Here is a 24,373-nt window from a genome sequence, read left to right on the forward strand (position 1 = left end):
CCTTTTGCAGTGACTTTATAACCCCGTAGCACCAAGTTCGCCAACGAGTTTTAACCACTCATCTCTTTGCGTTTTATCCGCACCGATCACAGAACCAATTAGCGTGAGTTTTGCGGCTTCCATACCACTGAATTGCAGCGTAAAACGATCCAGTTGTTCAATCACGGGCTGAGCTTGCATCTCGGCGTAGTCGTGCGGGGCATCCATGGTTAATATTAAACGAGACGTTTTCCCTGTCAGCAGTTGCTTGGGCTCTACACTGCCTTCCTCGAATTTAAACGCAAATCCGGGCAAGAAAGTTCGATCAAGTAACCCTTTGAACTTAGCGGGCAAACCGCCCCACCAGATAGGGGAAACAATCACAATATGATCTGCCCATAAAACCGATTCCTGAAAAGATTCCAAACTAGGTTCTAACGGCTGAACATCATCGTATCCGCTGTCCAGGCTGATGTTAAAGTCCAATTCGGCCAGATTGATACGTTTAACCTGATCTTGTTCTCGGGCTTGCAATTCATAGCTGTCTGCCAGTGCATGAGAAAAGCTAGACGATTTTGGGTTGGCGTTGATTACTAAGATGTTTTTCATTGTCTGACCTCGTTCAGTAAAGAGGTAACTATTACATCTCTGCCCTTAAGGTCAGAGTCAACGACTTTTTGGGCAAGAATCTATGGTTGAGATACAACCATCAATTTTTTCTATATTTTTCATAACTCTAGCAAGTTCCTGTTGCAGATTATTTTTTATCTCTAACAAGAAAACATGCACTTTTTGCCAATCAACTTCACCATCTTGGTAAGTGATCACCCCTTTCAATTGAGCCAAGGTTACGCCTAGTGATTTGGCTTCTACAATGAGCTGAAGCACTTCAAGATCCGTCTCTGAATAAATACGGTAGCGCCCTCGACGCGCAGGAGGCTGAATCAGTCCCTTTTCTTCATAAAGCCGAATGGCTTTTGCCGATAAACCCGTGTGTTTGGATACTTGTCCTATTAGCATTGATACGCCTTATTTGTTCAATCCAGGTACTTTGTCAGTGCTCGCTGAATAAACTGAATGTCTGATGGAAAGAAGTCGTTCAAAGGCAAGTTTTTCGGTTCCATCCAAAAAAACGTTTGTTGTCTTTCAGGATCAGTCGCGGTTGGCTCATTGTGAGCATCTTCGGACAGAACCACATAGAAAATGTCGCCACCAAACTCGTTTTTCCCAATTTCGACTGCCAGTTTCGAAACCGACTCCAGCCCAGTCTCTTCTCTGAGTTCTCGGATAGCCGCTTGTTCACCGGATTCTCCCTCGTCAACAGAGCCGCCAGGAAACTCAAAAACCATGCCTTTGCTGCGTCTGAAACGTTGCTGAACCAAAACCTTTCCATCCCTGACGACTACTGCCATTGCCAAGTGTCTTTCGTTACTCATGTTTCACTCCTGCACTATTTGATAAAGATGCCCGCTTTCATGATCATTTTGATAAGGCTTTTGCTTCACCCACCCCAGCGACTGAGCTACTTTCAGACTGGCGATGTTGTTCTCTGCAATAAAGATGTGAAAAGTCGACAGGTCATAACGCTGGGATAACTGGCTAAGTGCCAGTTGGCACATCTGTTTCGCTAACCCTTTACCCCAAAATTTTTTGCGGATGAAATAACCAAAATCACGTTTCCCTTCGATGATTTTCATGCCACAAAAGCCCACCAGCTCTCCCGATTTTGCGCATCGAAATGCAAATCGATCCTGCTCGGATTGGGCAGATTCAAACCAATCTTTCGCTTCTGCCAGTGTGAGTACTCTGCGAGGACCTAAAAAGCGCATCACCTCGGGGTCGGTTAAGAGATCAAATACCTTGTCTTTGTCGGAATCATTAAGCGTGGTGATCACTGTGTCCATCGAAACCTTTTACATCCATTGTCATTTGCACTTCAGTAGCAGGGCTACCACTGGCTAGAATTAAGATATCAGATTCAATACGTTGCGTAACTTCAAAGCCCATTCTTTCAAAGATAGATACATTTCCCGTCTGCGCCACACACCATAGGAAGAGCCTTGATGCGGAAGCATGATTTTTAATCACTTCCTTGATCATCTTTCCGGCAATACCTTTTCTACTCCGCATAAAAAGTTAGTCTCCTTTTTCGCTCTGTGGGGTCACTATTCTGAACAAAACCTACTTCTTTGCCACTTATCGTTAATGATAATAATTATCAATCATGATATAGGTATTGAGTTATATTCTTAAAAAAATAAAGGACACATCATGTTTAAGAAATGGCTGTTTTCCATTTTGCTTGTGCTTAGTTTCCCAGTTTTAGCAACCATTGAAGTCAAGGACGAGCTTTCCACTCTCACGTTAGAAAAAGCACCTCAACGCGTGGTGGCACTGGAGTTTAGCTTTGTCGACGCTCTGGCCAACCTCAACATCTCCCCGGTTGGTGTGGCGGATGATGGCGATGTGAATCGAGTCATTGAGCCGATTCGCGACAAGATCAGTGACTGGACATCCGTTGGTTCTCGTTCCCAACCAAGCTTGGAAGTCATTGCCTCTCTAAAGCCTGACCTGATCATTGCTGATGTAGAGCGTCATGAAGCCATCTACGAAGACTTAAAACGCATTGCCCCTACTCTTATCCTGAAAAGCCGTGGCGAAACTTATGAAGATAACCTAGCCGCAGGCATCAAAGTCGCAGCCGCTTTTGACAGAGAAGCAGAGATGCAGAAAAAAGTGAACGCACACAACCAACGCATGGATGAAGTTGCGGCGCGAATCAATAAAAAAGCGACTGTGATGTTTGCTGTGTCCACGGCTAAGGGCGTTTGGATGCACGGTCCAAAGGCATACGCTGGCGGCGTTGTTTCTCGCTTGGGTCTTAGCTCCCCAATCACTGAAGATAACGGAAAAGCCTACATCAGTACTACTCTGGAAAACCTTGTCAGGCTAAACCCTGATTACTTCCTGGTAGGCGAATACGGCACTGAAACAACGGTAGACAAGTACAAAGAAAACCCACTTTGGCCAATGATGACCTCCGTGAAAAACGAGCAATACGTCGAAACCGATGCCCGCTTGTGGTCGCTGAATCGCGGTATGATCGCGGCTGAAATCATGGCTTCTGAAATCGAGCACCTGCTTAAATAAGCTTGCTTAAACACAATGACAGGTTCGTTCTCTTTTTCTGAAAAGAGCGCGATTCGTACCTTTGTGGTATGTTTCGCGCTTTTTTCCCTTTTGCTGTTTGGCGCAAGCTGGTCTTTGATCAACGCGCCAAGCTTTCCCATGAACTGGAGTGATGTATCCGACTTTGTACTGCAACAAGACGGAAACGCCATTCATCAGCAGATTATCTCCTCGATTCGGCTTCCACGCACATTGACCGCATTTTTGGTGGGTGCAGGTCTGGCAGTGGCAGGGCTACTGATGCAGTCGATTACCCGTAACCCGCTCGCCTCCCCTTCTATCCTTGGCGTCAGTGCCGGATCAGCATTCGCTTTTGCCTTTGCTTCCACCGGGCTTTTACCCTGGTTAGCTGGAGTTCCGATTCTGGTGGTCACTTTTGTCGGTGCTGCTTTATCCGGCACGTTGGTGTTCTTTCTCGCTGGGTTGCACACCGCAAGACCACATCCTCTGCGCATCGTACTAGCAGGCATTGCGCTAAATTTTCTGTTTATTTCACTGACTCGTGCTGCGGTAATATATGCCGACGAAAACGCCTATGGGGTTTTACACTGGCTGACCGGTTCAGTGGCAAACACCGACTGGGAAGACACAAACCTTGTGATGCCTTGCGTTCTAATTGGGCTGTTCGTCTCTGTTTATCTCTCTTTTCAGCTGAACTTGTTGAAAATGGGTGAAGAGATGATGCGCTCCGTTGGTGGCAGTGTGTTTAAAGTGCGAGGGCTCGCCTGCTTCGTAATTGTACTGCTCATCGCTGGCTGCGTAAGCGTAGCGGGTCCCATTGCTTTCATCGGTTTGATTGCACCACACATTGCCTTCTTTTTGGTGGGATCAGACGTGCGTTATCAATTGCCTGTCGCCGCCTTACTTGGGGCAAATCTGGTACTCTTTTCTGATATTGCCAGCCGCTATATTTCTCCTGGACAAGAAAGCCCTGTCGGCATCATCACCACTTTGTTTGGTGCGCTCTTTTTCCTAGCATTTGTGCGTTTTAAGCTGGGGAGGCAGTCATGATTCGCTGGTATTACTGGGCGGTTATTCTGGCTTCAGTCTGGTTGCTTTTTGCAGTCTGGCACATCAGTGCGGGCGCAGTTTCTATTTCAATGAACGACATTTGGTCGACACTGACAGGCGCGTCAAACGAGCACGAATTTACGCTATTCGGGTATCGGATTCCACGAATGATCGTCGCCTCATTGGTTGGAGCCGCATTGGCGCTTTCTGGCTTACTGGTTCAGGGCGTTGTCAGAAACCCATTAGCCTCACCTGACATTCTGGGCGTCACCTCGGGCGCGAGCTTTGCGGTGGTGCTCACCAATATTTTCTTTAACGATCTACCCGTTCATTGGCTCCCCTTTGTGGCGCTGACTGGTGGAGCCATTTCCACGCTTCTGCTGTTAGCGCTTGCCAAAGACATGCTCAATCGCCCTGCGGCTTTTGCGCTTATTGGTATCGCCCTTGCGGCGGTATTCTCTGCGGGTATCGACTTCTTATTGGTGAGTTTTCCTTTAGAAATCAACACGTCTATGGTTTGGCTCACGGGTTCTGTCTGGGGGAGAAACTGGTCCCACATTCCGCCTCTTATCTTATGGCTTTTCGTGTTGATGCCTTTCGCCATCTACCTTGCCTACAAACTCGACATATTAGGGCTGGGGGATGAAGCCGCCCACGGGCTGGGGGTGAAAGTCCCATTTGTTCGGTTGCTCACACTGATCATTTCGATTGCGCTGGCATGCGTTGCGGTATCGATTTGCGGCAACATTGGATTCATTGGTCTTGTAGCCCCTCATGCTGCAAGGATGATGGTAAGAGGACGCCATTTGGCAATCATCCCTTCGACTTTGTTGATTGGGGCGATTTTGCTACTGAGCGCCGACCTCTTCGCCCGAATACTTATGCCCCCCATCGAGTTACCTGCTGGGGTGCTCACTGCCTTTATTGGTGCGCCTTACTTTATTTATTTACTCAGCCGCTACAAGAATTGGTAAACACATGAAAGAGATAGCTGCATTTCATGCAATGAATGTGACCTTGGGTTACCAAGACACCACCATCATACAATCGATGACTGCATCGATTAAAAAAGGAAAACTGACTGCTCTGATTGGTCCGAATGGCTGCGGTAAATCAACATTCTTGAAATCGTTAGTACGCCTGCTGAAACCGTCGAACGGGCAGATTCAGCTCTATGATGAGAAGCCCATTCATCAGTACAAAGACAAAGAGTACGCCAAGTACGTATCGCTTCTTCCCCAAACGCCTATTGTGCCGGAAGGTGTAACGGTAAGAGAGCTGGTCGGCTATGGTCGAGCTCCCTACCTCAATACATTGGGCAGGCTTACCAAGGAAGACAAACAGCGAGTGGAAGACGCCATGGTAGAAACAGGCACAGAAACGCTCGCAGACAGGCGTGTCGATGAGCTTTCAGGTGGTCAGCGGCAGCGCGTTTGGATAGCCATGGTATTGGCACAGAACACCGACATCATTCTGCTGGACGAACCGACCACGTATCTGGATTTGTCGCACCAATATGAACTGCTCCACTTACTGGTAAAGCTCGTTAAACAAGGGAAAACCGTCGTAGTTGTGCTCCACGATTTAAGTCAGGCTTGTCGCTATGCCGATGAACTGATGGTAGTAAAATCGGGCGAGCTCTACGCTCAGGGAAGCCCAAAAGAGGTGTTCACGGAAACCATGTTGGCTGAAGTTTTTGATCTGGATGCCCGGATTATTGACGACCCAGAATCCCACACCCCCATGGCAATCCCCAAGATCCCGTCTTTAAGCTAATTAAACCCACTCTTCAATGGAAAACGCCGCATTTCGACATAGTAAGATTGCGGCGTTTTTATTATCAAACGCGATGCTCAATTTTCACTCTGCGTTTAACGCTCAAAGGTACCGTTGTCATCGAATTGAGACATTCCGCGTAGCCTTTCCGAGATACAATAAGTCATCCACCTCACCCAAACCTTCAAGCCCAAACGAACACGATCAGGTTAAAACCAATAGTTGATTGGAAAAATAAATAAGGACATTTATGAATATTACCCTCGATACGGCAAAGGCATTAGTCGGAGCCGCCCGAGAAGCCGCGAAAAAGGAAGTCATGCCCTATTTTCGCAAAACAAGCCAGCTGTCTGTAGAGAGTAAAAGTTCCGCCTCAGATCTGGTCACCACCGCAGATAAGAATTCCGAAAAACTCCTATCCATGAAGATCGCAGAGATCTTGCCAGAAGCAGAAATCATAGGAGAAGAAGCGGTAGAGAATGATCCCAGCTTGCTAAACAAGATAAACACTGCCAGTCAGTGTGTAATCATTGATCCTATCGACGGCACGTGGAACTTCGTAAAAGGGGTTCCGGTATTTGGGATTATTATTGCCGTAGTAGAAGGTGGAGAAACCGTCTGTGGTATTCTCTATGACCCAGTGATGGACAACTGCACTTACGCCGTAAAAGGGAAAGGGGCGTATCACATCGCATCAGACGGAGAAGTCTCATCCGTTTATTCCGCAAAACCAACGGACAGTTTTACCGAAATGGAAGGGTTTGTACCCGCATTTTCATTCCTGCCCAGTGAATACGACTTCATGTTTAAAGATTTGTCTCAGTTTGAGCGAATCAACACCCTGCGTTGCTCCTGCCACGAATACAGAACACTCTCCGAAGGTGGAGTTCACTTTGGAATATCCGGCTCACCAAAGCCTTGGGACAACGCCGCAGGAGAGCTCGTCTTCAGAGAATCGGGTGGCTACGCTGCAATCCTAGAAACTGGTAAAGCCTACAAACCCGGATCTGATAACAAAGGAATCCTGCTTCTCGCACCAAACAAGGAAAATTGGCAGAAACTGCAGCAGCACTTTCTTGGGTAGGGTTGGCTGGGGGAAACTACGATATTAAGTAGGTGACTTTGTAGTTTGATATAGGTTGGCTGCTGAGGCAGCTAACTGTCACAACAGCCCATAACTTGAAGTTCTGTAGATATTTGACAGCCGGAGAAATCCATGTAGCTACATCCGTTTAAATGACTTGTTGGTTGTTCACGTCAAAGGCTAGTGCTAACATTTGTACACACACTAACAAAGGAATACATCATGGACACTAGAATTCAGTTTCGTGTTGATGAGGAAACAAAACGCTTAGCTCAGCAAATGGCTGAAAGTCAGGGTCGTACATTGAGTGATGCTTGCCGAGAACTTACTGAACAACTCGCTGAACAACAAAGAAAAACACTGTCTCACGATGCATGGCTAACTGAACAAGTAAACCTAGCATTTGAGAAGCTTGACTCAGGAAAGTCGGTTTTCGTTGAACATGAATCGGCTAAATCTCGAATGGAAGAGCGCAAAGCCAGAATCCGCAACCGAGGTAAGCAATGATTTTATGGGAAGAAGAGTCACTTAATGATCGTGAAAAGATCTTTGAGTTTCTCTATGACTTCAATCCTGATGCAGCAGAGAAAACCGACAGCCTCATTGAAGCAAAAGTAGAAAACTTGCTTGAGCAACCTCTTATGGGCGTGCAAAGAAACGGAATCCGTGGACGTTTACTCATTATTCCTGAGGTATCAATAATCGTACCGTACTGGGTTGAAGGCGAAGTTATCCGCATTCTGCGTGTGCTCCACCAAAAACAAAAATTCCCTACAGATTGATTGCTCCCTCTGAGGCGCTAGTAAATGACATGAATTCCCCCCAAACTTACTAGGGTCTGTTGACCTTTCGAGCTGATTTTTGCACCCATTTTGATATTTTGTCCTTAGCTTCTTCATGACTAACCACTTTGTCATCAACTAACTCTCGCTCGCCTCGTGCAATCCCCTCAATAATTGCCAAACGGTTTTGCATAAACTCGTAATCTTCAACATCAACCAAATATGCCAATGGTTTACCGTGTTCGATAATTAAGACGGGTTGTTTAGTGTCGTGGAGCTCGGCAAGGATCTTAGTTGCTTGACGTTTTAGTGATGTGACTAATTCTACTTTCATAAGAGCTGCTCCAGACGAATACTAAAGTGATACTATTCTGTCACTTTGAGTATAGTTAGCTCGATGCCAATCAAGAGCTGTTATCTATTGTGACGCGAGGAAGGCTCACATGTGTTATGCAAGTAATTACTTAAACTGTATCCAAGAAAAATAAGCCATGAATATATTGTAAGCTCTAAGATACGTTGGTTTAGTCCCACTGTTTTTGAGCTCGGATCTAAGCTTAAAAATGCTATCAGAGCCACTATCGCTGCGGTATAACCCGTAAACTTAAATACCTTCGAATTTGACCACGACGTAGAACCTGAAGATAGACAAAATATTGCCATAACCCCGCATAGATAACCGGGAAACGCAGAAGCCATATGAATGTTATGAGATATTGATGGTGTATCGGGTCGACACTCAAAGTCGCATGGAAAAAACGCGGCTATGCCAAGGGTAATACCGTAGATTGCAATGAATATAAGTCCGATAGTGTTTAACTTTGTACGGGGTATTACGGAGTAGCTAACAAATACAAAACCAAGTATGAACAATTCAGTTGGGATAAAACCCAAATAGTTTACATAAGCCCCATGAGGCGCTCCTGTTGCACCTAACTCACTTATAAACTGAGAAATATGGCTGTAATCAGGATAAAAGTAACCAGCGATAAAAACCGTACTGGTAAACCAAATGAAACTAAATACAGGTAAAGCCAAAAGCAAATATCTACTGTTCAAAGTGCCCTTCCTTGTTCATTTGTTTAACAGTAAATATATATTACATGCCCTTATTAAATTTAATGGTTAAAATCTGACTAAATATCATCGAATCTTACCATTAAAAAACGCCGCTTCTTTCGAAAGCGGCGTTCGTATTTTACAGCCTAGTCATCATCGCCATTTCAGCTTCTGATGCAAACGTGTGACTTCCCCGACCACAATTAAGGCGGGGCTTTGGGCTAACTTTGCAGTGTTGGACAGGTCTTTTAGGTCGCACTGCCATACTTTCTGATCTGCTGTGGTGCCTTTCTGAATAATGGCGCAAGAAGTGTCTGCCGATAAGCCGTGGGTGATCAGGTTGTCCATGATATTGCCGCTTTGTTTCAGCCCCATGTAGAACACCAGCGTGTTATTTGGTTGGGTCAAAGACGCCCAGTTGATAGGTTGCCCATTCTTTTGCAAATGCCCGGTGATGAACTGCACGCTTTGGGCGTAATCTCGATGCGTAAGAGGAATACCTGCATAAGAGGTCGCACCCGCTGCGGCGGTAATTCCGGGCACCACTTCGAACCTAATCTGGTTTTCTGCCAGCGTTTCAAGCTCCTCGCCGCCTCGACCAAAGATAAAAGAGTCTCCCCCTTTAAGTCTTACTACGCGTTTTCCCTCCAGCGCTTTCTCTACCAGAATCTGGTTAATTTGCTCCTGAGGCACGCAGTGGTAATCGAGCTTTTTACCCACGTAAATCTTCTCAGCATTGTCACTTGCCAGCGCCAGAATATCTGCCGACACCAATCGGTCATACACCACCACTTCGGCTTGCTGAATCACGCGATAGCCTTTAACGGTAAGCAAATCAGGATCACCGGGGCCCGCTCCGACTAGCGAAACAAAGCCGGTATTTGATGAAGAATTAGAGAGACACGACATAGAAGACTCCACACATAGACGATCGCCCCGATGGTCGGGGCGAAAAAGAAGATTAAGCGTTGCGCGCTGGCTGGGTTTTGGCGTGAGTGATATACAGGCTCATACCTGTAATCAGCAATCCACCCACCAGGTTACCCAACGTGACTGGAATCTGGTTCCAGATAAGCCAGTCTGCAATGGTGAAGTCTGCGCCTAGCATCATACCCAGTGGGAACAGGTACATGTTGACCACGGCGTGCTCGAACACTAAGCCGAAGAAGATAAAGATAGGGAACCACATCGCCAGCACTTTGCCGCTGACCGATTTCGACACCATGGCACCCACGACACCAAGTGATACCATCCAGTTACACAAAATGCCTTTAACAAATACGGTAATCCAGCCGTCTAAGCCATGCTCAGCAAACCCGACAGAGCGCGCAGTAGACGCTTTAATGAAAGCTTGACCAACTGTACCCGGATCCATGCTGAAGTTCATGGTGAAAGTCAGTGCCACCAGAAACGCCACCGAAAGCGCGCCAATTAAGTTACCTAGCCCCACCAGCAGCCAGTTACGCAGAATGCCCGCTTTGGTGACTCCTGGGCGCTTTTCAAACAGGGAAAGTGGTGCCAACGCAAACACGCCCGTCAGCAAATCAAACCCCATCAGGTTCAGAATACAGAAGCCAACCGGGAACACTAACGCGCCCACAATAGGCATACCCGTTTGCACGGCTGTGGTAATGGCGACCGCAACCGCTATCGCCAAGATGGCACCAGCCATAATGCCGCGAATCAGGGTGTCCCGAGTCGACATAAACACTTTGCTTTCGCCAGCGTCGATCATGGTTTGAACAAAGTCAGCAGGTTTCACGTAAGACATACTCGTCCTTATTCCTTAAGAAATTAAAAATTGAATAGACGAAGGCTCCCAGAGCTTGTTTTTTGGCTCGCCTAAGAAGCCTTCTTGCTATGCAATCTTGAAGGGCGTGATTTAACTGGTTGCCACTTCAACAATCCCGCTGTTCACACGCGCCGGATACGCTTTCACGCTAAAGCGTTCATCTTCCATGCAGGCACCGGTTTTCAGGTTGAAGCGCTGCTTTTTCAACGGGCTTGCCACCCATAATTCCCCCTGATGTTCGGCTATAAGCCCTCGGGAAAGCACGTTGGAATGAGCAAAAGGATCGGTATTGCTGATCGCCAGTACACTCTCTTCTTCGCTAGGGCGGAATATCGCCACTTGCTGCCCCTGTACCAAAGCACATACGCCTGTACCCGGAACAATGTCATTGATATCGCAGATAGTTTCGAATGCTGTTGTCATGGATTAGCCCTCCAATTCCACGTGAAGAATGTCGCCTTTGGCTTCCGGATGTTTTTCTGTGAACGTAGCAGGGCGGTGCTGATCCCTTTCAGGCACAAACACTACGTTATCGTCACGCAAATCCGAGTTAATGAAGTGTGAGAAGCGTTTAAGCTGCTGATCATCGTTGATGGTGTCTGTCCACTCACAGCGGTATTCCGCCACCAGCTTGGTAATGTCTTTTTCAAGCTGTTCGTTGATACCCAGTTTGTCGTCGACAATCACTTCTCTTAAGTAATCCACACCACCTTCCATGTTTTCCAGCCACACAGAAGTGCGTTGAAGTGGAGCGGAAGTGCGAATGTAGAACATCATGAAACGGTCGATGTAGCGAATCAGGGTTTCTTCGTCTAAATCCATCGCCAGAAGGTCGGCATGGCGAGGCTTCATACCACCGTTACCGCATACGTACATGTTCCAGCCTGCGTCTGTGGCGATAATGCCCAGATCTTTACCTTGCGCTTCAGCACACTCACGGGTACAGCCAGACACACCAAATTTCATTTTGTGTGGGGTGCGAATGCCTTTGTAGCGATTCTCGATGCGAGAGCCTAAGCCAACGGAATCCTGAACCCCGTAGCGACACCATGTTGAACCAACACAGGTTTTCGCCATGCGAAGGGCTTTAGCGTAGGCTTGACCTGTTTCAAAGCCAGCCTCAATCAGCTTGCGCCAGATCTCTGGTAAATCGTCTTTCTGAGCACCAAACAAACCGATACGCTGGGCGCCAGTCACTTTGGTGTAGAGGTTGTATTCTTCCCCCACTCTTGCCAGTGCCGCCAGCGCCTGAGGAGTGACTTCTCCTCCCGCCATTCGTGGGATCACCGAATAGGTGCCGTCTTTCTGAATGTTGCCCAGGAAGTTGTCATTGGTGTCGTGCAGTTTGACCAGTTGCGGTTTGAGGATGTGTTCCCCCCAGCAAGACGCCAGAATAGAGCCGATAGCAGGCTTACACACTTCACAACCGTAGCCTTTGCCGTGTTTGGCAAGCAATTCATCAAAGGATGTAATCTCTTCAATGCGAATCAGATGGAACAGTTCCTGACGAGAATAAGCAAAGTGCTCACACAGATAGTTTTTCACTTCGATGCCGGACTTCGCCAGCTCTGCATTCAGAACAGAAGTGACAAGCGGAATACAGCCGCCACACCCAGTGCCCGCGCCTGTTACCGCTTTAATGTCTGCCAGCGTGTGGTGCCCTTCTGCAACTGCTGTGGCGATCTTGCCTTTGGTCACATCAAAACACGAACAGATCACTGCGCTTTCAGGCAGAGCATCAGCTCCCAGAGACGGTTTTTCAGCGCCTGCATGCGCCGGAAGAATTAAAGTGTCTGGGTGTTCAGGTAAGTCAATTTCATTGAGCTTGAGCTGAAGAAGGTCATCGTAATCTGAGGTATCCCCCACCAGCACCGCACCCAGCAGCGTTTTGCCGTCTTCCGATACGATGATGCGCTTGTAGACTTCCTCTTCTTCATTCTGGTAAACGTAGCTTTTGCAGCCCGGTGTGCGCCCATTCGCATCGCCAATGGAACCAACTTTCACGCCCAGCAGTTTCAGCTTGGCACTCATGTCAGCGCCTTCAAATAGGCTCTCATTGCCAACCAGGTGATCCACTGCCACCGTCGCCATTTTGTAACCCGGAGCGACCAGACCATAGAAGGTTTGATTCCACGAAGCGCACTCGCCAATGGCGTAAATACTTTCATCCGACGTCTGGCAATGGTCGTTTATGGCGATACCGCCGCGAGGCGCGATTTCCAACCCCATCTGCTTAGCCAGCTTGTCTTGCGGACGAATGCCTGCCGAGAACACAATGAAGTCGGTTTCCAACTCTGTGCCATCAGCAAAACGCATCACATTGCGCGCACTGCTGCCCTCTGGCGCGATTTCTAAGGTGTTTTTGCTGGTGTGGACTTGAACGCCCATGCGCTCAATTTTGTTTTTCAGCTGTAAGCCACCTTGCTGATCAAGCTGTTCTGCCATCAGAACGGGCGCAAACTCCACCACGTGAGTTTCTACGCCCAAAGCCTTAAGTGCGCCAGCTGCCTCCAGACCAAGCAATCCGCCACCGATAACAACACCGCTTTTGCTGTTTTTGGCACACGCCTCAATAGCTTTCAGATCTTCAATGGTTCGGTATACAAAGCAGTCTCTGCTTTCGTGACCTTTGATGGGAGGAACAAATGGGTAAGATCCGGTGGCGATGATCAGCTTGTCGTAAGCGATCTCGCGACCAGAGCTTGAATACACAATGCGATTTTCTCGATTGACGTTGATGGCACGTTCGCCCAGCAAGATGTTAATGCCGGGCTTTTCATAGAAGCCTTCTTTGACCAGAGAAAGTTCGTCCGCCGTGTGATGAGAGAAATACGAAGAGAGGTGAACACGATCGTAAGCGACCCTCGGCTCTTCACAGAAAACCGTGATGTCCATTTCCGCGACATCGGTTTTCTCTACCAGGTCTTCGATGTAGCGATGACCCACCATCCCGTTGCCGATCACAACCAGCTTCAACTTGCTCATAAGACTTCCTGATAATTATTTTGTTAACTGAGCGCATTGTTGATTGTTAATGGATGTGAACACATGATGTAAATCAATTACAAAATAAAACTACCCTAAAGGGGTAGATGGTGGTGCTTAACAAGCTTTATAAAGGTTAAATGCATGTTTCTGACGTAAATAGTATGGAATGAGTATATGTGTAATAAAAATCGGTAATAAAAGAACACAATTTCACTTATACCCAATTACCTACCATTCACTCATTTTCATTATTAGGCGTGTAAGTATAAGGCGTCGTTATCGCCACCAGCTCAAATCCGTGTTTCTGCGCGATGGGTCTACTCATGTCAGACGCATCGATGGTCAGATAGCGAATACCTTTCGATCTGGCTTCATTAATTCTCTGGTGCAACAGCGCGGTGTAACATCCTTTCCCACGGTGGGTTTCGAGTGTGCTGCCACCCCAAATTCCTGCAAACGGACTGTCTCCATTGTAGGTAATCCAACCGGAACTGACGGGCTGCTCACCGCTGTATACTACATAGATTGAAATCTGATCGGGCTGCGTCTGCTTAAAGTTGTTCAGATAGTCAAAATGCTCGCTAAGGTCTTCTTTCCATACCTGTTCCTGAACCCAAATGGCGTCTCGAATACCCTTCTCATCAGTCACTTCTATCACTTGTTCAGGAACTGGAAGATGTGCTTCGATGGTCGTTAGATCTAACACCATAAAGGACTCAGGATCGTCGGCAACAAACCCTTTCTCCACCAGTCGTTTGGTAATGTCACTTGGGGAGTCATAATCATAAACTTTCCATTCGAAGCTTCGGTTCAGCTTTCGGAAATATTCCATTTCCTCTTCAATCGCTGGATCGGCACTCCTTTCGTCTAAATCGAAGTAGGCAATCAGGCTGCCGCCAGATTGTTCTGAGACCAGTCGAACAACCTTCCCTGTATCGAATTTTTGGTAGCCCGTTAAGTTGATATCAATTCGCTCAAACTGATTGTACTGCGCTCTTACTGCTTGCTTATTCATGCTGTTTCCTAGGGTCTGTTGACCTATTAGTCTGGAGCTCATTATAAAAATGGAAGTATTGGCGAAACTTTAACATCCGAATGTTGACCATTGAGTCAATTAGCATCAAACATGGAGTATAGCCGCCGCACATTTCACCGTTGAAAAGGAGCATAACGTGAAAGCTCTAAATACTTTATTACTGTCTGTACTGATCGGGTTCTGTTTCTCTGCCAGTGCTGCAACTCAGCCATCTTTGAGCACTCTTGTCGGAACCTGGGAGATGGAAACGCAGGTCCTGACCGAAAAAGGGGCTCGAGTACCGACCCAAGCGAAGATTCTGAATGGAAAAAGCCGCTTTACCATTCATCCCACAAGTGAAAGCCCTTACTTCTTCACCATATTTAGCTGGTGGAAAATCACCAGTCAGGATCCCAAGGCGACACATACCCCCGAGCACGGGCTGACTTTTTTCGGTTCAAATACGCTCTTGGCGACACAGTGGCACAACGAGCCTCGGCTAAAAGCTGTCACCACCAACGAGACCAAAGTGTTTGATTTCAAGTTGCTGGATAATGGCAAACTGAGCTTTGTGATGTATGAAACACCAAACTGCGTCACCAGCAAGTGCGAACACCAGAACGTCGTAACCATTACCCGTGGAGTGGCAAGCAAAGTTTCTCAGGAACCGTTAAATCAAGCACCGGATTGGTACCCTCAGCTTTAAAGCTGAGTTTACATTGTAAATTCAGCTCGATTTGATCACTACTTGAGTAAAATCGATCCAGCCATTAGGAAGAAGTGATGTGGTGGTAAGCTTCTCGGATACATTGGTGTCCTGCCTGATATGCAAAATCGGCTGATACAGCCCTTTGTTAATCAGTGTTGTTTCTATATTCTCAAGCTGCCTTAAACGCTGCGCACTGGTGGGCAATTGCAAGGCCGTAACCACTTTCTGTTTCAGCCACTCAGAATTAGCAGTGGCAAAACACACCTTGCTGGAGCAGGTACAAAGCAGCCAGAACATCCACGAAAGCTCGGTATCTTCATCAAACACTTCCCCACTTACGATGATATCTGCTTCCGACAACGTGGCTGCCGAGTCAAATTCCGGATACTCATAGATGGTAATTTCGCAGTCGATGCCCAGATCAGTTAATCGCTGATGGACTTGTTCCGCCGCGGCAATGTGAACATTAAGTTGATAGGACACTACACGTATGGGGGCTTTGGGTAGGTTAGCGGGTGAAGGGATTTCACCTTTCGGTGCGGCTTTTTCAAAGATAGGTGTAGTGGTCATTCCCTCGGCATACGCCACTTCTTCGCCCCAGGTCACTTCTGGCAGTGGCAGAGTCTGGATTACCTGCTGAAGCCATTTCCGATTGGCTCGCTTTTTCATCCAAGCGTGGCGATTAGGATTGAGCTGAGCGTAAATACATCCCGGTTCCCACTGCGTTTTCTCTTCAAATCCGGCTTTAGAGCGATGTTGAAGGTGAACGCCATGAACCATGTCGCTGTTGAGTTCAAAATCCTTCGCTTTGTCGCCCACATTCCATATCTCAACGCCATCAATCCAGGGACGAAAGCCGTGATAATGAGGAGAGGTTTTCAAAAGTGTGCGCCACTCTGTTTGCTCCACCAACATAAACGGACCAGACCCGACAATTTGGTCATTAACCGATTTGGCGATGCCCATCGCACTGGAAGAGACCAGTTTGGGTATCAAATTGGGCAGAGATTCGCTGATGAATTCAATACGCAGATCATCGTGCACCACGATGCGGTCGATAAACTGGTAGAGCGCTTTGGTCTGGTGGGGCGAATTCATCAGGCGTATATAGTGCTGCTTTATGTCTTCTGCCAGCAGCGGGCTGCCATCGTGAAACCGTAACCCTTTTCTGAGGTAGAACAGTACGCCCTGTTCGGTGTACTCCCAGAAGTGAGCCAAGTCCCCCCTGAACTGCTGAGTATCACCATCCCAAGTCACCAGATAGGCATAAAGATGATTGGCTATATGGACTTCTGAGCGTCGCGACACGCCAATCGAATCCAGGTCATGAGTCCCGCGATAAAACGGCACTTGAAGAATATGATCATCACCAGTCCCGGTTTGGTATTGCGAAACAAATGCCGCGATAAATTGATCGCGCTCTTTCGCCGGTATCAGGCTGATGGCTTCTTCAGTCTTACCTTCCTTCATCAATCTTTTGGCGTAGCGTTCTACTCTCGCAGTGACCGATTTCAGCAATATGGCTTTAGGTAAGTGACCCCGCCCTACTCCCGGCTGCCAACCGATGGCCTCCTCTTCGACCAACCGCTTGATCACTAACTGCGCATTGCGTCGGGTACAGACCAACGCTTGAGTGATGTCATCTAAAGACAGGCTTGTCCACTCTTCTCGGACTAACGTATCGCGAAAGTACGCTAATGCTCTCCAATAACGCATAAAGGTGAAATCCTTTTAATTTATTTCCATTTTTCTTCATCTTTTAATCTCGATAATAAATGAATCAGTTAGAGAGAAAAAGTACAAAAAAAGCAAGCCAGTATAGGTAAGAAGGAAGGTGTGTATGAGTCAGTCTATTTACATTCGCTTGGCGTTTTGGCTAGTGAAAGCAGAGCTAAAAAGAGAAGAAAAAACCTGGAAGAGACAAGTAAGAAAAGAGTACTTCAGTATCCCTTGGCAAAACCCTCATATGCTGAAAGATATAGGTTTTGAATCTGATGGACGAACTGTTGGACTCGATGAACCGCCAAAAGTGATCGCTGAGCGACGCATCCAAATTCTGAGAAAACTGGCTGAAACAAGGGAAACGCAGAAGTAAGCGTGATTGAGTTTACAGTGTAAATTTTCAATCGGTTAGGTAGGGAGATCTACTTATTTATTGCTGTGAAGAATTAACTTGCCAAAACATACAGAACAAGACCCCATAAAACCCAAGATCAGACCCAAATAAACAAAGGCAGAGGAATTCCCCTGCCCTAACTTGCGGGTGCGTACTGATACTAGTGAAGTAAACCCAGCTCTTCAGCTTCTTCCAGTGTCAGCCCACTCTCTTTGATTTCGCGAAGCATTTCAATCCGACGACGTGCTTCCGCTGATTTACGCTTGTTAGCCGATTTCGCTTCTGTGACTTCATCCTTAAAGTCCCATTTCTCCGCCATCTTTGACATCTCAGAATGATCGATAGAATTAATGGACATAATTGCCTCCAAAAAACCTCATAAATCCGGGGACACCTAATCTGTAGCAAAGCCATTTGAGCTTGTTAAGATAATTCGATACGGAATGTGACCAGCTCAGAATTTCCTAAAATATATCACTGCGTTTACAATTATTACTTTGATAAATTGGTTGTAGGTGATTAGATTTAGAAGATTACTCTCTAGGAAAAGTGATTAGATTTTTCCTACATTTCTACTCAAATTATTCCGTATATCGTAAGCATTCTTCTGACGAATTTATCGATAAAGCCTTTTGATAACTGACTCAATCCACAACTTGAACTGAGTCGCATTTTCCTCAAATTCACCCCCGTATATTCATGACATTCATCACCCTTTTCCGACCAACTTATTTTTTAATGAAAAATTATGGGTAATGATAATTCATATCATTTCTATTCTGGAAAAGCTGTTATGAGTGAGTCAAAACATCCTCAGGCGTTTCACCCTGAGCCAATTCTTCAGATACGCGACCTTTGTGTCGACTACATTACCGATAACGGTGACTTTAACGCGGTGAAATCCGTCAGTTTCGATATTGGTAAAGGTGAGATATTCGGTCTGGCAGGCGAATCAGGTTGTGGTAAAAGCACCATTGCATTCGCAATCAACCGTCTGCATAAAGCGCCAGCGTTCATTTCCGGAGGTCAAATCTGGTTTAAAGAACGCGACATTCTGCGCTTGTCTGATGAAGATTTGAGAGTACTTCGCTGGAGCGAAATCGCCATGGTATTCCAAAGTGCGATGAACTCTCTGAACCCTGTTTTGACCATCGAAGAACAGTTTTCTGATGTGTTGCGCCACCATAAAGGCTGCACAGATGCAGAGGCCAAAGAGCGCGCTGAAAAGCTGCTTGATCTGGTGAACATTCCTCGTCACCGCCTGAGCGAGTATCCTCATCAGTTCAGTGGTGGTATGCGTCAGCGTCTGGTTATTGCGATTGCCCTATCACTAAACCCGGACATGATCATCATGGACGAGCCGACCACTGCGCTTGACGTTGTGGTTCAACGCGAAATTCTGCAGCAGATTTATCAGCTTCGTGAAGAGTTTGGTTTCTCGGTTCTGTTCATCACCCACGACCTTGCTCTGATGAGTCAGCTTTGTGACCGTATTGCGGTTATGCGCCACGGTGAACTGGTTGAAGTCAACACCTCGACTGAAATCCGCAATAACCCACAACATCCATATACTCAGAAGCTTTGGGCTTCATTCCCGAACATTCACGAAGCACGTCATAAGAAAGAGCAAGGAGAGCCAGTATGAGCGAACCAATCATTACGTTGAACAACGTTACTAAGGAGTTCAACATTGGCGGCGGCTTTGCGAAAGTTGAGACGTTCAAGGCACTTCAGGGTGTGAGCTTCAACCTGCATAAAGGGAAAACTCTGGCACTCGTTGGCGAATCTGGTTGTGGTAAAAGTACCTGTGCGCGTCTGATCACTAAGGTTTACCCTGCAACTGAGGGAGAAATTCTCTACCGTGGCAGAAACATCAACGACATCCAGAGCCGCAAAGATGTGCTTGATTACCGCAGTAAAGTGCAGATGGTTTTCCAAGACCCGTTTGGTTCACTTAACCCAACACACACCATTGAGCACCACCTGACGCGCCCAATTAAGATTCACAAGCAAATTGCAGATAAATCTAAGATTCCAGCGAGATTGCAGGAGCTGTTGGATCTGGTTGAGCTACCGGCAGAAACCCTGAAAAAATTCCCGCACGAATTAAGTGGCGGTCAGAGACAGCGTGTTAACCTTGCACGTGCACTGGCGGTAGGTGCTGAAATGATTCTGGCAGATGAACCTACATCGATGCTGGACGTTTCGATTCGCCTTGGCGTACTGAACCTGATGCAGCGTATGAAAGAAGAGCTTGGCATTGGCTTCCTATACATTACTCACGATCTGGCGACGGCACACTACATCGCTGAAGAAACCGCAGTGATGTACAAAGGTCAGATCGTAGAATGGGGTGACACGCATTCGATCCTGACGAATCCTCAGCATCCGTACACCAAACTGCTGATTTCAGCAGTGCCAGATCCGGATCTTCCGTTTGGCAACCTTGTTCACTCCGAACCAAATTACTCTCAGGATGCCGATAAGATCCGCGCAACCAGCGGTATTTTGCAGCCAATGTACGATCAGGTGGGCGATAACCACTTTGTTAGGCAGTGGACTAACGCTGCATGATAACGCTGGAAGCCTGGCAGGAAAAAGTGTCAGATTGGTACCAGTCCGGGAAGCATGATCAAGTGGAATCGCTGATTCCACTTCTTCATCAGCCGCCAGAAGCCGTTTGGGGTCCTTTAATCACCGATGAGCAAAGTAAGGCGATAGCTTGCTGGCTAGACGGATGTTTGAGGGTCTTTCAATACTACAAAAGGCAGGAACTTCCCCAGAAAGGCTATGAATATCTGAACTTTGCCTATGCCAGACTCCAGGCAGTCTCATGCAATCCAGAAGCAGAAATTGATTTGAAACACTGGTGTCTGAAACGACTCGACCACCTGATTGTGGTGATGCTTGAACAGTGTAACCAGCTTGGCTGGACGGAAGAGTCACAAAAACAGATTCAGTGTCATGTAGAGTTCATGTCTCAACAGCAGTAAGGCATGAACCTCCCTAACGGCTTGTAATCTAAGCACAAGCCGGCTGCCCTTCTAAATTCTTCTCGACTCAATCTACGATCATGCTTCCGCACCTTGATCATCTTTCCGAATTCAGACGCATGATCATCACGACAACCTTGATCATGTTTCCGATTGTTCGACTCTTCAGTGACCTAGTGCAAAACCACAAACATGCTGAAGAAGCATTTGGATAAGTTGGTCAGAACCTCATACAACAGACAAAAAAATAGCAGGTTTTTCAACCTGCTAAAGTAATTCATTGTTTGAATGAACAATTGAGCCATTTATTAATTCATTAGAAATAAACAACATTGTTGCTATCTCAGGGCGCAGAATAAATGGCATGTTGTTCGTTCATGTCAGAGAACTGTCAAAGTTATCAAAAAGTAAATTTTCAAAATTGGCGGCTCTAACTTCCTGAAAACCTTTACTACTCAGGCTATTGCCCGGTGGCGACTTCATCGAGCGTTCGCATCACCAGTTCGTCGATATGCCCTTCGAAAACTTGCTTACACACTTTTTTGCGCACCGCGAGCCCTCTGATCAGTTTTTCGATAGAGAGGTGATTCACTTCCCGTTGCCCGTTAAACAGCTCGATTGTCTTGCTGAGTACTTCGTATGGCACCACGTCTTCTCCGACTCTGAGCCAGTCGAGCTTCTCTACGAGCTCCTGACACTCTTCTCGGATAGATCCCGGAGAATGTCCGGTCATTGCGGAAAGAGCCGTTATACTGCGTTCCAGAGCCTCTGGAGAGGTATATTTGGATAGAGTGATCGTCAATTCGTCCGCATTGATCTCAACAAGGTGCTTTCTCAGCTTCACCCGACGCCCTAATCGACCTTTCGGAGAGGCAGGTTTTCGCTGGATCGGTTCAAACTCTCCGTCGATGATCTCTGCCAGCTCTTCCAGTTTCTGTTTGGACACCATTTCGTGGCGCAGCGGGTTAGGCAGCGTCGGTGCCATATTGCGTTTGCCTGCATTGGTGGTACGGGCACGAGAGTAACGAAGCACTTCTTCCACATCGCATTTGATATCGAGCTGGTAGTCCACCACTTTGGACTTTTCTTCGATATTGGTGACTGTGATGTGGTAGCCCCACAGGTTCACCACAAACATATCTTCGGTCCCCTTCCCTTCCGACAGGCGTTTCAGCTCGCGCATCAGGTCCATCGAGAAACGACGCCATTCGATGTTGCGCGCCAGCTTCAGATTCAGCTCGCTGAGCAGCATGGTATCCGTAAATCGACGAGACATACGGCTTCGGAAGAAAGAATACAGCTGGAAAACCAGCGTATGCTGACGAAGAATTTCCGGTGGAAACAGGAAGAAATAATCGCGCGTGAGCAGCTCTTCGTAGAAGGATGGTTCCCAAACCAGGATGTACAGGTTTGGTTTTATGCGTATTTCGCCCGCAGCGTCCTCTGAAGGTGCTTCTTCCGACGCAGTAATGGTTCTGGCCAGAAAACGGAAACGATCGCTCTTGAAGCCTTCTGGCATGTTCTCGCTCATCCATCGACCAGTCAGCTCATGCAACTGGAAATCGGTAAATTCGATCCTGTCGATACTTTCGCGGATCGAGTCGCGGGCAGGACCGCTGTCTTTCTTGCCCCGAAGCGCAAGAATGTCCGTGATGTAGAGCGGCGTTTTGTTCGGAACCTGCTTCGCGTTGATCTGGTAATCTTCCTGATGATGCTCGTGATACTGAACGGTCAGCGTGAACAGGGCAAACAGCGTCATGAGATCGTCCACTGTCATGATATTTTTTGATGATCGTGTTTCGATCACCGCCCGGCTACCCGAGATCGAGACCATGGATTTCTGGTAATTTTTGCGGGTTCTGGGCGGCGCAAGCGCCTGATCAATAATGCCTGCCCAGTTGGTCGGCGACACTACAAACTGTTCCGATTCGTCTTTCATTGCCGGCGGAGTATTCAACCCGTGTTCATTCAGCAACCGACGGTTAACCTGAGTTTGTGCCAGCGCTTTGGAACGCTTCTGCTTTTCATTTTGCTTGCTGGATTCTGTCATCAGGCTGGTGGCACCGAGCACGGAAATCAGCTGGCTAGGATTGACAAAGGAATGCAGCATGGTTTTTCCAGCCAGTCCTTCTTCAAAACGAACCGGAGTTTGCTTAAACAGACCGATGTTCACCGCCGCCCTCAGCCGCTGCTGTATTGCTGCACGGGTTAATTTTCCGTCAGTGGCTTCAACCAGTTCGGTGGTAGAGACATATCCATCCTTGCTACTAAAACCGCGCAGCGAGATAAGATTCAGTAGTTCAACAATACTCTTAGTGACGCCTTTGAAGTGCTGATATTGTTCGATCCAGTCAACAATTTGTTCGTTAACTAAAAACAGATGTCCATCTTTATGGGTTCTTGGATGTTTGATTAAGATCTTTTCGTCAGACGTCATTTGTTATCCATGGTCGCTTGACCGTAATTTTGCTATTTTTCCGAAAGGTTAAAGAAAAAAAAATCATAAATAAAGGAAAAATTATGGCTCTTAAAAAACTGATCTTTATGATTTATTTGATCTAAAGTGATTAAGTGATCTTATGATCTGGCTGTAAAGGCGCTTGTAACTCATTGAATAAAAGAAAGTTATTTTTTTAGCCTTCAGAAGCATGATCATGTAAATCCCGAAACGATGATCAATAAGTTCTTGAAAGCATGATCAAAAATACTCGAAACAATGATCATCATCAGATCGAATCCATGATCAAGACAACTCCGAAACCATGATCAAAGACACCTCACAAGTTATCCACACTTCCCTTTGTTTACTTCTGCATCAATTGATTTACTACCCGGAAAAATGATCAAGAGAACGGATACTTTCATGCGTCCATCACGCCAATTTACAATCGGATAGACAGCCATACCGCCCGTCTATGCTTAGTTTTCCACAGCCAGAGCTTATTGAAGCATGATCAAGGCGATGTCGATGGCAATAAATGTCAGTTGGATTACAGTTAATTGACCAGTTCTGACTGTTGACCAATCAGTGATGCCTTATTCAATCTACACTTCCCGTAAACTGGACGATAATTCTCATGCTTCCGACAGAAGAATACAACTTGATCATTGATCCGAATTGGATCTGTGTGAACTGGTTGGCAAAGCGATCGAATTTACACTCATAAACCCCATGATCATTCTTCCGAATTGACCAAATTCGACTGGAAAGATGATCAAGAGCCTCTACCTTGATCATCTTTCCGTAAATCAAGCATTGCTCTGAAAGAGTTCGGTCTGAATTTGAAATTCTGAGCGCTGTAAATTCGAATGACAGTGACCGTAATTTAGAAGTGTTGAATAATCGTTCCGTTGTAAATAGGAGCGTGAGGAAGGTACATCCCATGTTTAAGGGAGGTATTTTTTCCGCAATGATATCCTACAGAGCCCCTACCTTTTGATTGACTACCCCCCTGCCAAGTGAGATTTCACGAATTTGATAGCGGCTTAAGGTCTGCTTGCATAAACATCTGAAGATTTTTGTTTAATCTAAATTGAGACCAAGGCTCATTCTTTGATAGATAGCTTTTCGCTTTTTTAGGTTCATGGAATAGGATTGAGTTTGGGTGAAGAGATTATCGATTTTTCACTTCGATGAAGGTTACAGATAAATATATCGTTTACACTGTAAATAAGTGATGCTGTAACATTTTAAATCTGTGTGACATCGTGAAACTTTACAGGAAAGATTTAAGTCACTACTTTGTCAAAATTACAGGTAATTAGTCAATTTAACTTAATTTAATGTTAGGTTGCTCAGAAGTATCTGTTCACCTTTTTATTGTTAAAGTTAGATATTGCTGTACAATGCAAAATAGTTAATTCGTTTGGATGCCTAATA

The 24,373-nt window shown here is 46.5% G+C and carries 27 protein-coding genes; 12 read left to right on the forward strand and 15 right to left on the reverse strand.

Going from position 1 to position 24,373, the window contains the following annotated elements:
* Positions 1–15: 15 nt before the first annotated feature.
* The 5 genes from QMG91_RS28015 to QMG91_RS28035 are packed head-to-tail and all read right to left on the reverse strand — an operon-like array spanning position 16 to position 2,109.
* The gene (locus tag QMG91_RS28015) at positions 16–588 is read right to left on the reverse strand and encodes an NAD(P)H-dependent oxidoreductase (RefSeq protein WP_281831331.1); all 573 of its coding nucleotides are present in this window, start codon (positions 586–588) and stop codon (positions 16–18) included.
* A gap of 57 nt (positions 589–645) precedes the next feature.
* Positions 646–999, reverse strand: a complete 354-nt coding sequence (locus QMG91_RS28020) for a MerR family transcriptional regulator (RefSeq protein WP_281831333.1) — start codon at positions 997–999, stop codon at positions 646–648.
* Positions 1,000–1,016: 17 nt separating this feature from the next.
* Positions 1,017–1,415: an NUDIX hydrolase gene (locus tag QMG91_RS28025; protein WP_022598994.1), complete on the reverse strand. Its 399-nt coding sequence runs from the start codon at positions 1,413–1,415 to the stop codon at positions 1,017–1,019.
* Positions 1,416–1,418: 3 nt separating this feature from the next.
* A complete protein-coding gene (locus QMG91_RS28030) occupies positions 1,419–1,883 on the reverse strand; it encodes a GNAT family N-acetyltransferase (RefSeq protein WP_281831334.1) in 465 nt (154 codons plus the stop codon).
* Entirely contained in the window at positions 1,858–2,109 is a 252-nt protein-coding gene (locus tag QMG91_RS28035; RefSeq protein WP_281831336.1) for a GNAT family N-acetyltransferase, read from the reverse strand. Before QMG91_RS28035 ends, QMG91_RS28030 begins: the two co-directional genes overlap by 26 nt.
* Before the next feature lie 141 nt (positions 2,110–2,250).
* Here QMG91_RS28035 and QMG91_RS28040 point away from each other — a divergent pair, with 141 nt between their 5' ends.
* The 7 genes from QMG91_RS28040 to QMG91_RS28070 all read left to right on the forward strand — a co-directional run bounded on the left by QMG91_RS28040 (position 2,251) and on the right by QMG91_RS28070 (position 7,821).
* Entirely contained in the window at positions 2,251–3,129 is an 879-nt protein-coding gene (locus QMG91_RS28040) for a Fe(3+) dicitrate ABC transporter substrate-binding protein (RefSeq protein WP_281831338.1), read from the forward strand.
* Positions 3,130–3,144: 15 nt separating this feature from the next.
* Entirely contained in the window at positions 3,145–4,179 is a 1,035-nt protein-coding gene (locus QMG91_RS28045) for a FecCD family ABC transporter permease (RefSeq protein ID WP_281831339.1), read from the forward strand.
* A complete protein-coding gene (locus QMG91_RS28050; RefSeq protein ID WP_004404023.1) occupies positions 4,176–5,153 on the forward strand; it encodes an iron chelate uptake ABC transporter family permease subunit in 978 nt (325 codons plus the stop codon). The genes QMG91_RS28045 and QMG91_RS28050 overlap by 4 nt, the downstream gene beginning before the upstream one ends.
* A 4-nt stretch (positions 5,154–5,157) precedes the next feature.
* Positions 5,158–5,955, forward strand: a complete 798-nt coding sequence (locus QMG91_RS28055; protein ID WP_080927995.1) for an ATP-binding cassette domain-containing protein — start codon at positions 5,158–5,160, stop codon at positions 5,953–5,955.
* A 250-nt stretch (positions 5,956–6,205) separates the two neighbouring features.
* Positions 6,206–7,039 carry an inositol monophosphatase family protein gene (locus tag QMG91_RS28060; RefSeq protein WP_281831341.1) on the forward strand — a complete coding sequence of 278 codons (834 nt, stop codon included), beginning with the start codon at positions 6,206–6,208 and terminating at the stop codon, positions 7,037–7,039.
* Between the two features lie 222 nt (positions 7,040–7,261).
* Positions 7,262–7,546, forward strand: a complete 285-nt coding sequence (locus tag QMG91_RS28065; protein ID WP_004404015.1) for a type II toxin-antitoxin system RelB/DinJ family antitoxin — start codon at positions 7,262–7,264, stop codon at positions 7,544–7,546.
* Positions 7,543–7,821 (forward strand): type II toxin-antitoxin system RelE/ParE family toxin, encoded by a 279-nt coding sequence (locus tag QMG91_RS28070; RefSeq protein ID WP_004404011.1) that lies wholly within the window; start codon positions 7,543–7,545, stop codon positions 7,819–7,821. Before QMG91_RS28065 ends, QMG91_RS28070 begins: the two co-directional genes overlap by 4 nt.
* A gap of 49 nt (positions 7,822–7,870) precedes the next feature.
* Here the strand turns inward: QMG91_RS28070 and QMG91_RS28075 are convergent, their stop codons facing one another.
* The 7 genes from QMG91_RS28075 to QMG91_RS28105 form a co-directional block, all read right to left on the reverse strand.
* Positions 7,871–8,155, reverse strand: coding sequence for a type II toxin-antitoxin system Phd/YefM family antitoxin (locus tag QMG91_RS28075; RefSeq protein WP_022599002.1), 285 nt, complete (start codon positions 8,153–8,155; stop codon positions 7,871–7,873).
* A gap of 80 nt (positions 8,156–8,235) precedes the next feature.
* Positions 8,236–8,880, reverse strand: a complete 645-nt coding sequence (locus tag QMG91_RS28080; protein WP_345739842.1) for a DUF998 domain-containing protein — start codon at positions 8,878–8,880, stop codon at positions 8,236–8,238.
* Between the two features lie 153 nt (positions 8,881–9,033).
* Positions 9,034–9,789 carry a uroporphyrinogen-III C-methyltransferase gene (cobA, locus tag QMG91_RS28085; protein ID WP_281831345.1) on the reverse strand — a complete coding sequence of 252 codons (756 nt, stop codon included), beginning with the start codon at positions 9,787–9,789 and terminating at the stop codon, positions 9,034–9,036.
* Between the two features lie 52 nt (positions 9,790–9,841).
* Positions 9,842–10,651 carry a formate/nitrite transporter family protein gene (locus QMG91_RS28090; RefSeq protein ID WP_281831347.1) on the reverse strand — a complete coding sequence of 270 codons (810 nt, stop codon included), beginning with the start codon at positions 10,649–10,651 and terminating at the stop codon, positions 9,842–9,844.
* 111 nt (positions 10,652–10,762) lie between these two features.
* Positions 10,763–11,095: a nitrite reductase small subunit NirD gene (gene nirD, locus QMG91_RS28095; RefSeq protein WP_004403996.1), complete on the reverse strand. Its 333-nt coding sequence runs from the start codon at positions 11,093–11,095 to the stop codon at positions 10,763–10,765.
* Between the two features lie 3 nt (positions 11,096–11,098).
* Positions 11,099–13,657, reverse strand: a complete 2,559-nt coding sequence (gene nirB / locus QMG91_RS28100) for a nitrite reductase large subunit NirB (RefSeq protein ID WP_281831349.1) — start codon at positions 13,655–13,657, stop codon at positions 11,099–11,101.
* Between the two features lie 238 nt (positions 13,658–13,895).
* A complete protein-coding gene (locus QMG91_RS28105; RefSeq protein ID WP_281831351.1) occupies positions 13,896–14,675 on the reverse strand; it encodes a GNAT family N-acetyltransferase in 780 nt (259 codons plus the stop codon).
* 157 nt (positions 14,676–14,832) lie between these two features.
* Between QMG91_RS28105 and QMG91_RS28110 the strand changes: the two genes are divergently transcribed.
* A complete protein-coding gene (locus tag QMG91_RS28110; RefSeq protein ID WP_022596292.1) occupies positions 14,833–15,381 on the forward strand; it encodes a hypothetical protein in 549 nt (182 codons plus the stop codon).
* Positions 15,382–15,402: 21 nt separating this feature from the next.
* Here QMG91_RS28110 and QMG91_RS28115 read toward each other — a convergent pair whose 3' ends face one another.
* The gene (locus tag QMG91_RS28115; protein WP_281831353.1) at positions 15,403–17,100 is read right to left on the reverse strand and encodes an ABC transporter substrate-binding protein; all 1,698 of its coding nucleotides are present in this window, start codon (positions 17,098–17,100) and stop codon (positions 15,403–15,405) included.
* A gap of 124 nt (positions 17,101–17,224) precedes the next feature.
* Between QMG91_RS28115 and QMG91_RS28120 the strand changes: the two genes are divergently transcribed.
* A complete protein-coding gene (locus QMG91_RS28120; RefSeq protein ID WP_281831354.1) occupies positions 17,225–17,479 on the forward strand; it encodes a hypothetical protein in 255 nt (84 codons plus the stop codon).
* A 181-nt stretch (positions 17,480–17,660) separates the two neighbouring features.
* Here QMG91_RS28120 and QMG91_RS28125 read toward each other — a convergent pair whose 3' ends face one another.
* Positions 17,661–17,858 carry a PA3496 family putative envelope integrity protein gene (locus QMG91_RS28125; RefSeq protein ID WP_004403984.1) on the reverse strand — a complete coding sequence of 66 codons (198 nt, stop codon included), beginning with the start codon at positions 17,856–17,858 and terminating at the stop codon, positions 17,661–17,663.
* A gap of 435 nt (positions 17,859–18,293) precedes the next feature.
* On the opposite strand from QMG91_RS28125, the gene QMG91_RS28130 reads away from it, so the two are divergent.
* The 3 genes from QMG91_RS28130 to QMG91_RS28140 are packed head-to-tail and all read left to right on the forward strand — an operon-like array spanning position 18,294 to position 20,493.
* The gene (locus QMG91_RS28130; protein WP_022562216.1) at positions 18,294–19,145 is read left to right on the forward strand and encodes an ABC transporter ATP-binding protein; all 852 of its coding nucleotides are present in this window, start codon (positions 18,294–18,296) and stop codon (positions 19,143–19,145) included.
* On the forward strand, positions 19,142–20,074 hold the full coding sequence (locus tag QMG91_RS28135; RefSeq protein ID WP_004403975.1) for an ATP-binding cassette domain-containing protein: 933 nt from the start codon (positions 19,142–19,144) through the stop codon (positions 20,072–20,074). The genes QMG91_RS28130 and QMG91_RS28135 overlap by 4 nt, the downstream gene beginning before the upstream one ends.
* Positions 20,071–20,493 (forward strand): transcriptional regulator, encoded by a 423-nt coding sequence (locus QMG91_RS28140; protein ID WP_281831356.1) that lies wholly within the window; start codon positions 20,071–20,073, stop codon positions 20,491–20,493. Before QMG91_RS28135 ends, QMG91_RS28140 begins: the two co-directional genes overlap by 4 nt.
* A 460-nt stretch (positions 20,494–20,953) precedes the next feature.
* Here the strand turns inward: QMG91_RS28140 and QMG91_RS28145 are convergent, their stop codons facing one another.
* Complete coding sequence (locus tag QMG91_RS28145; RefSeq protein WP_004403969.1) at positions 20,954–22,930, reverse strand: replication initiator protein RctB domain-containing protein; 1,977 nt, start codon at positions 22,928–22,930, stop codon at positions 20,954–20,956.
* Between the last annotated feature and the right edge of the window lie 1,443 nt (positions 22,931–24,373).

It is taken from the genome of Vibrio nigripulchritudo, from assembly GCF_027924785.1.
Lineage (GTDB): Bacteria > Pseudomonadota > Gammaproteobacteria > Enterobacterales > Vibrionaceae > Vibrio > Vibrio nigripulchritudo.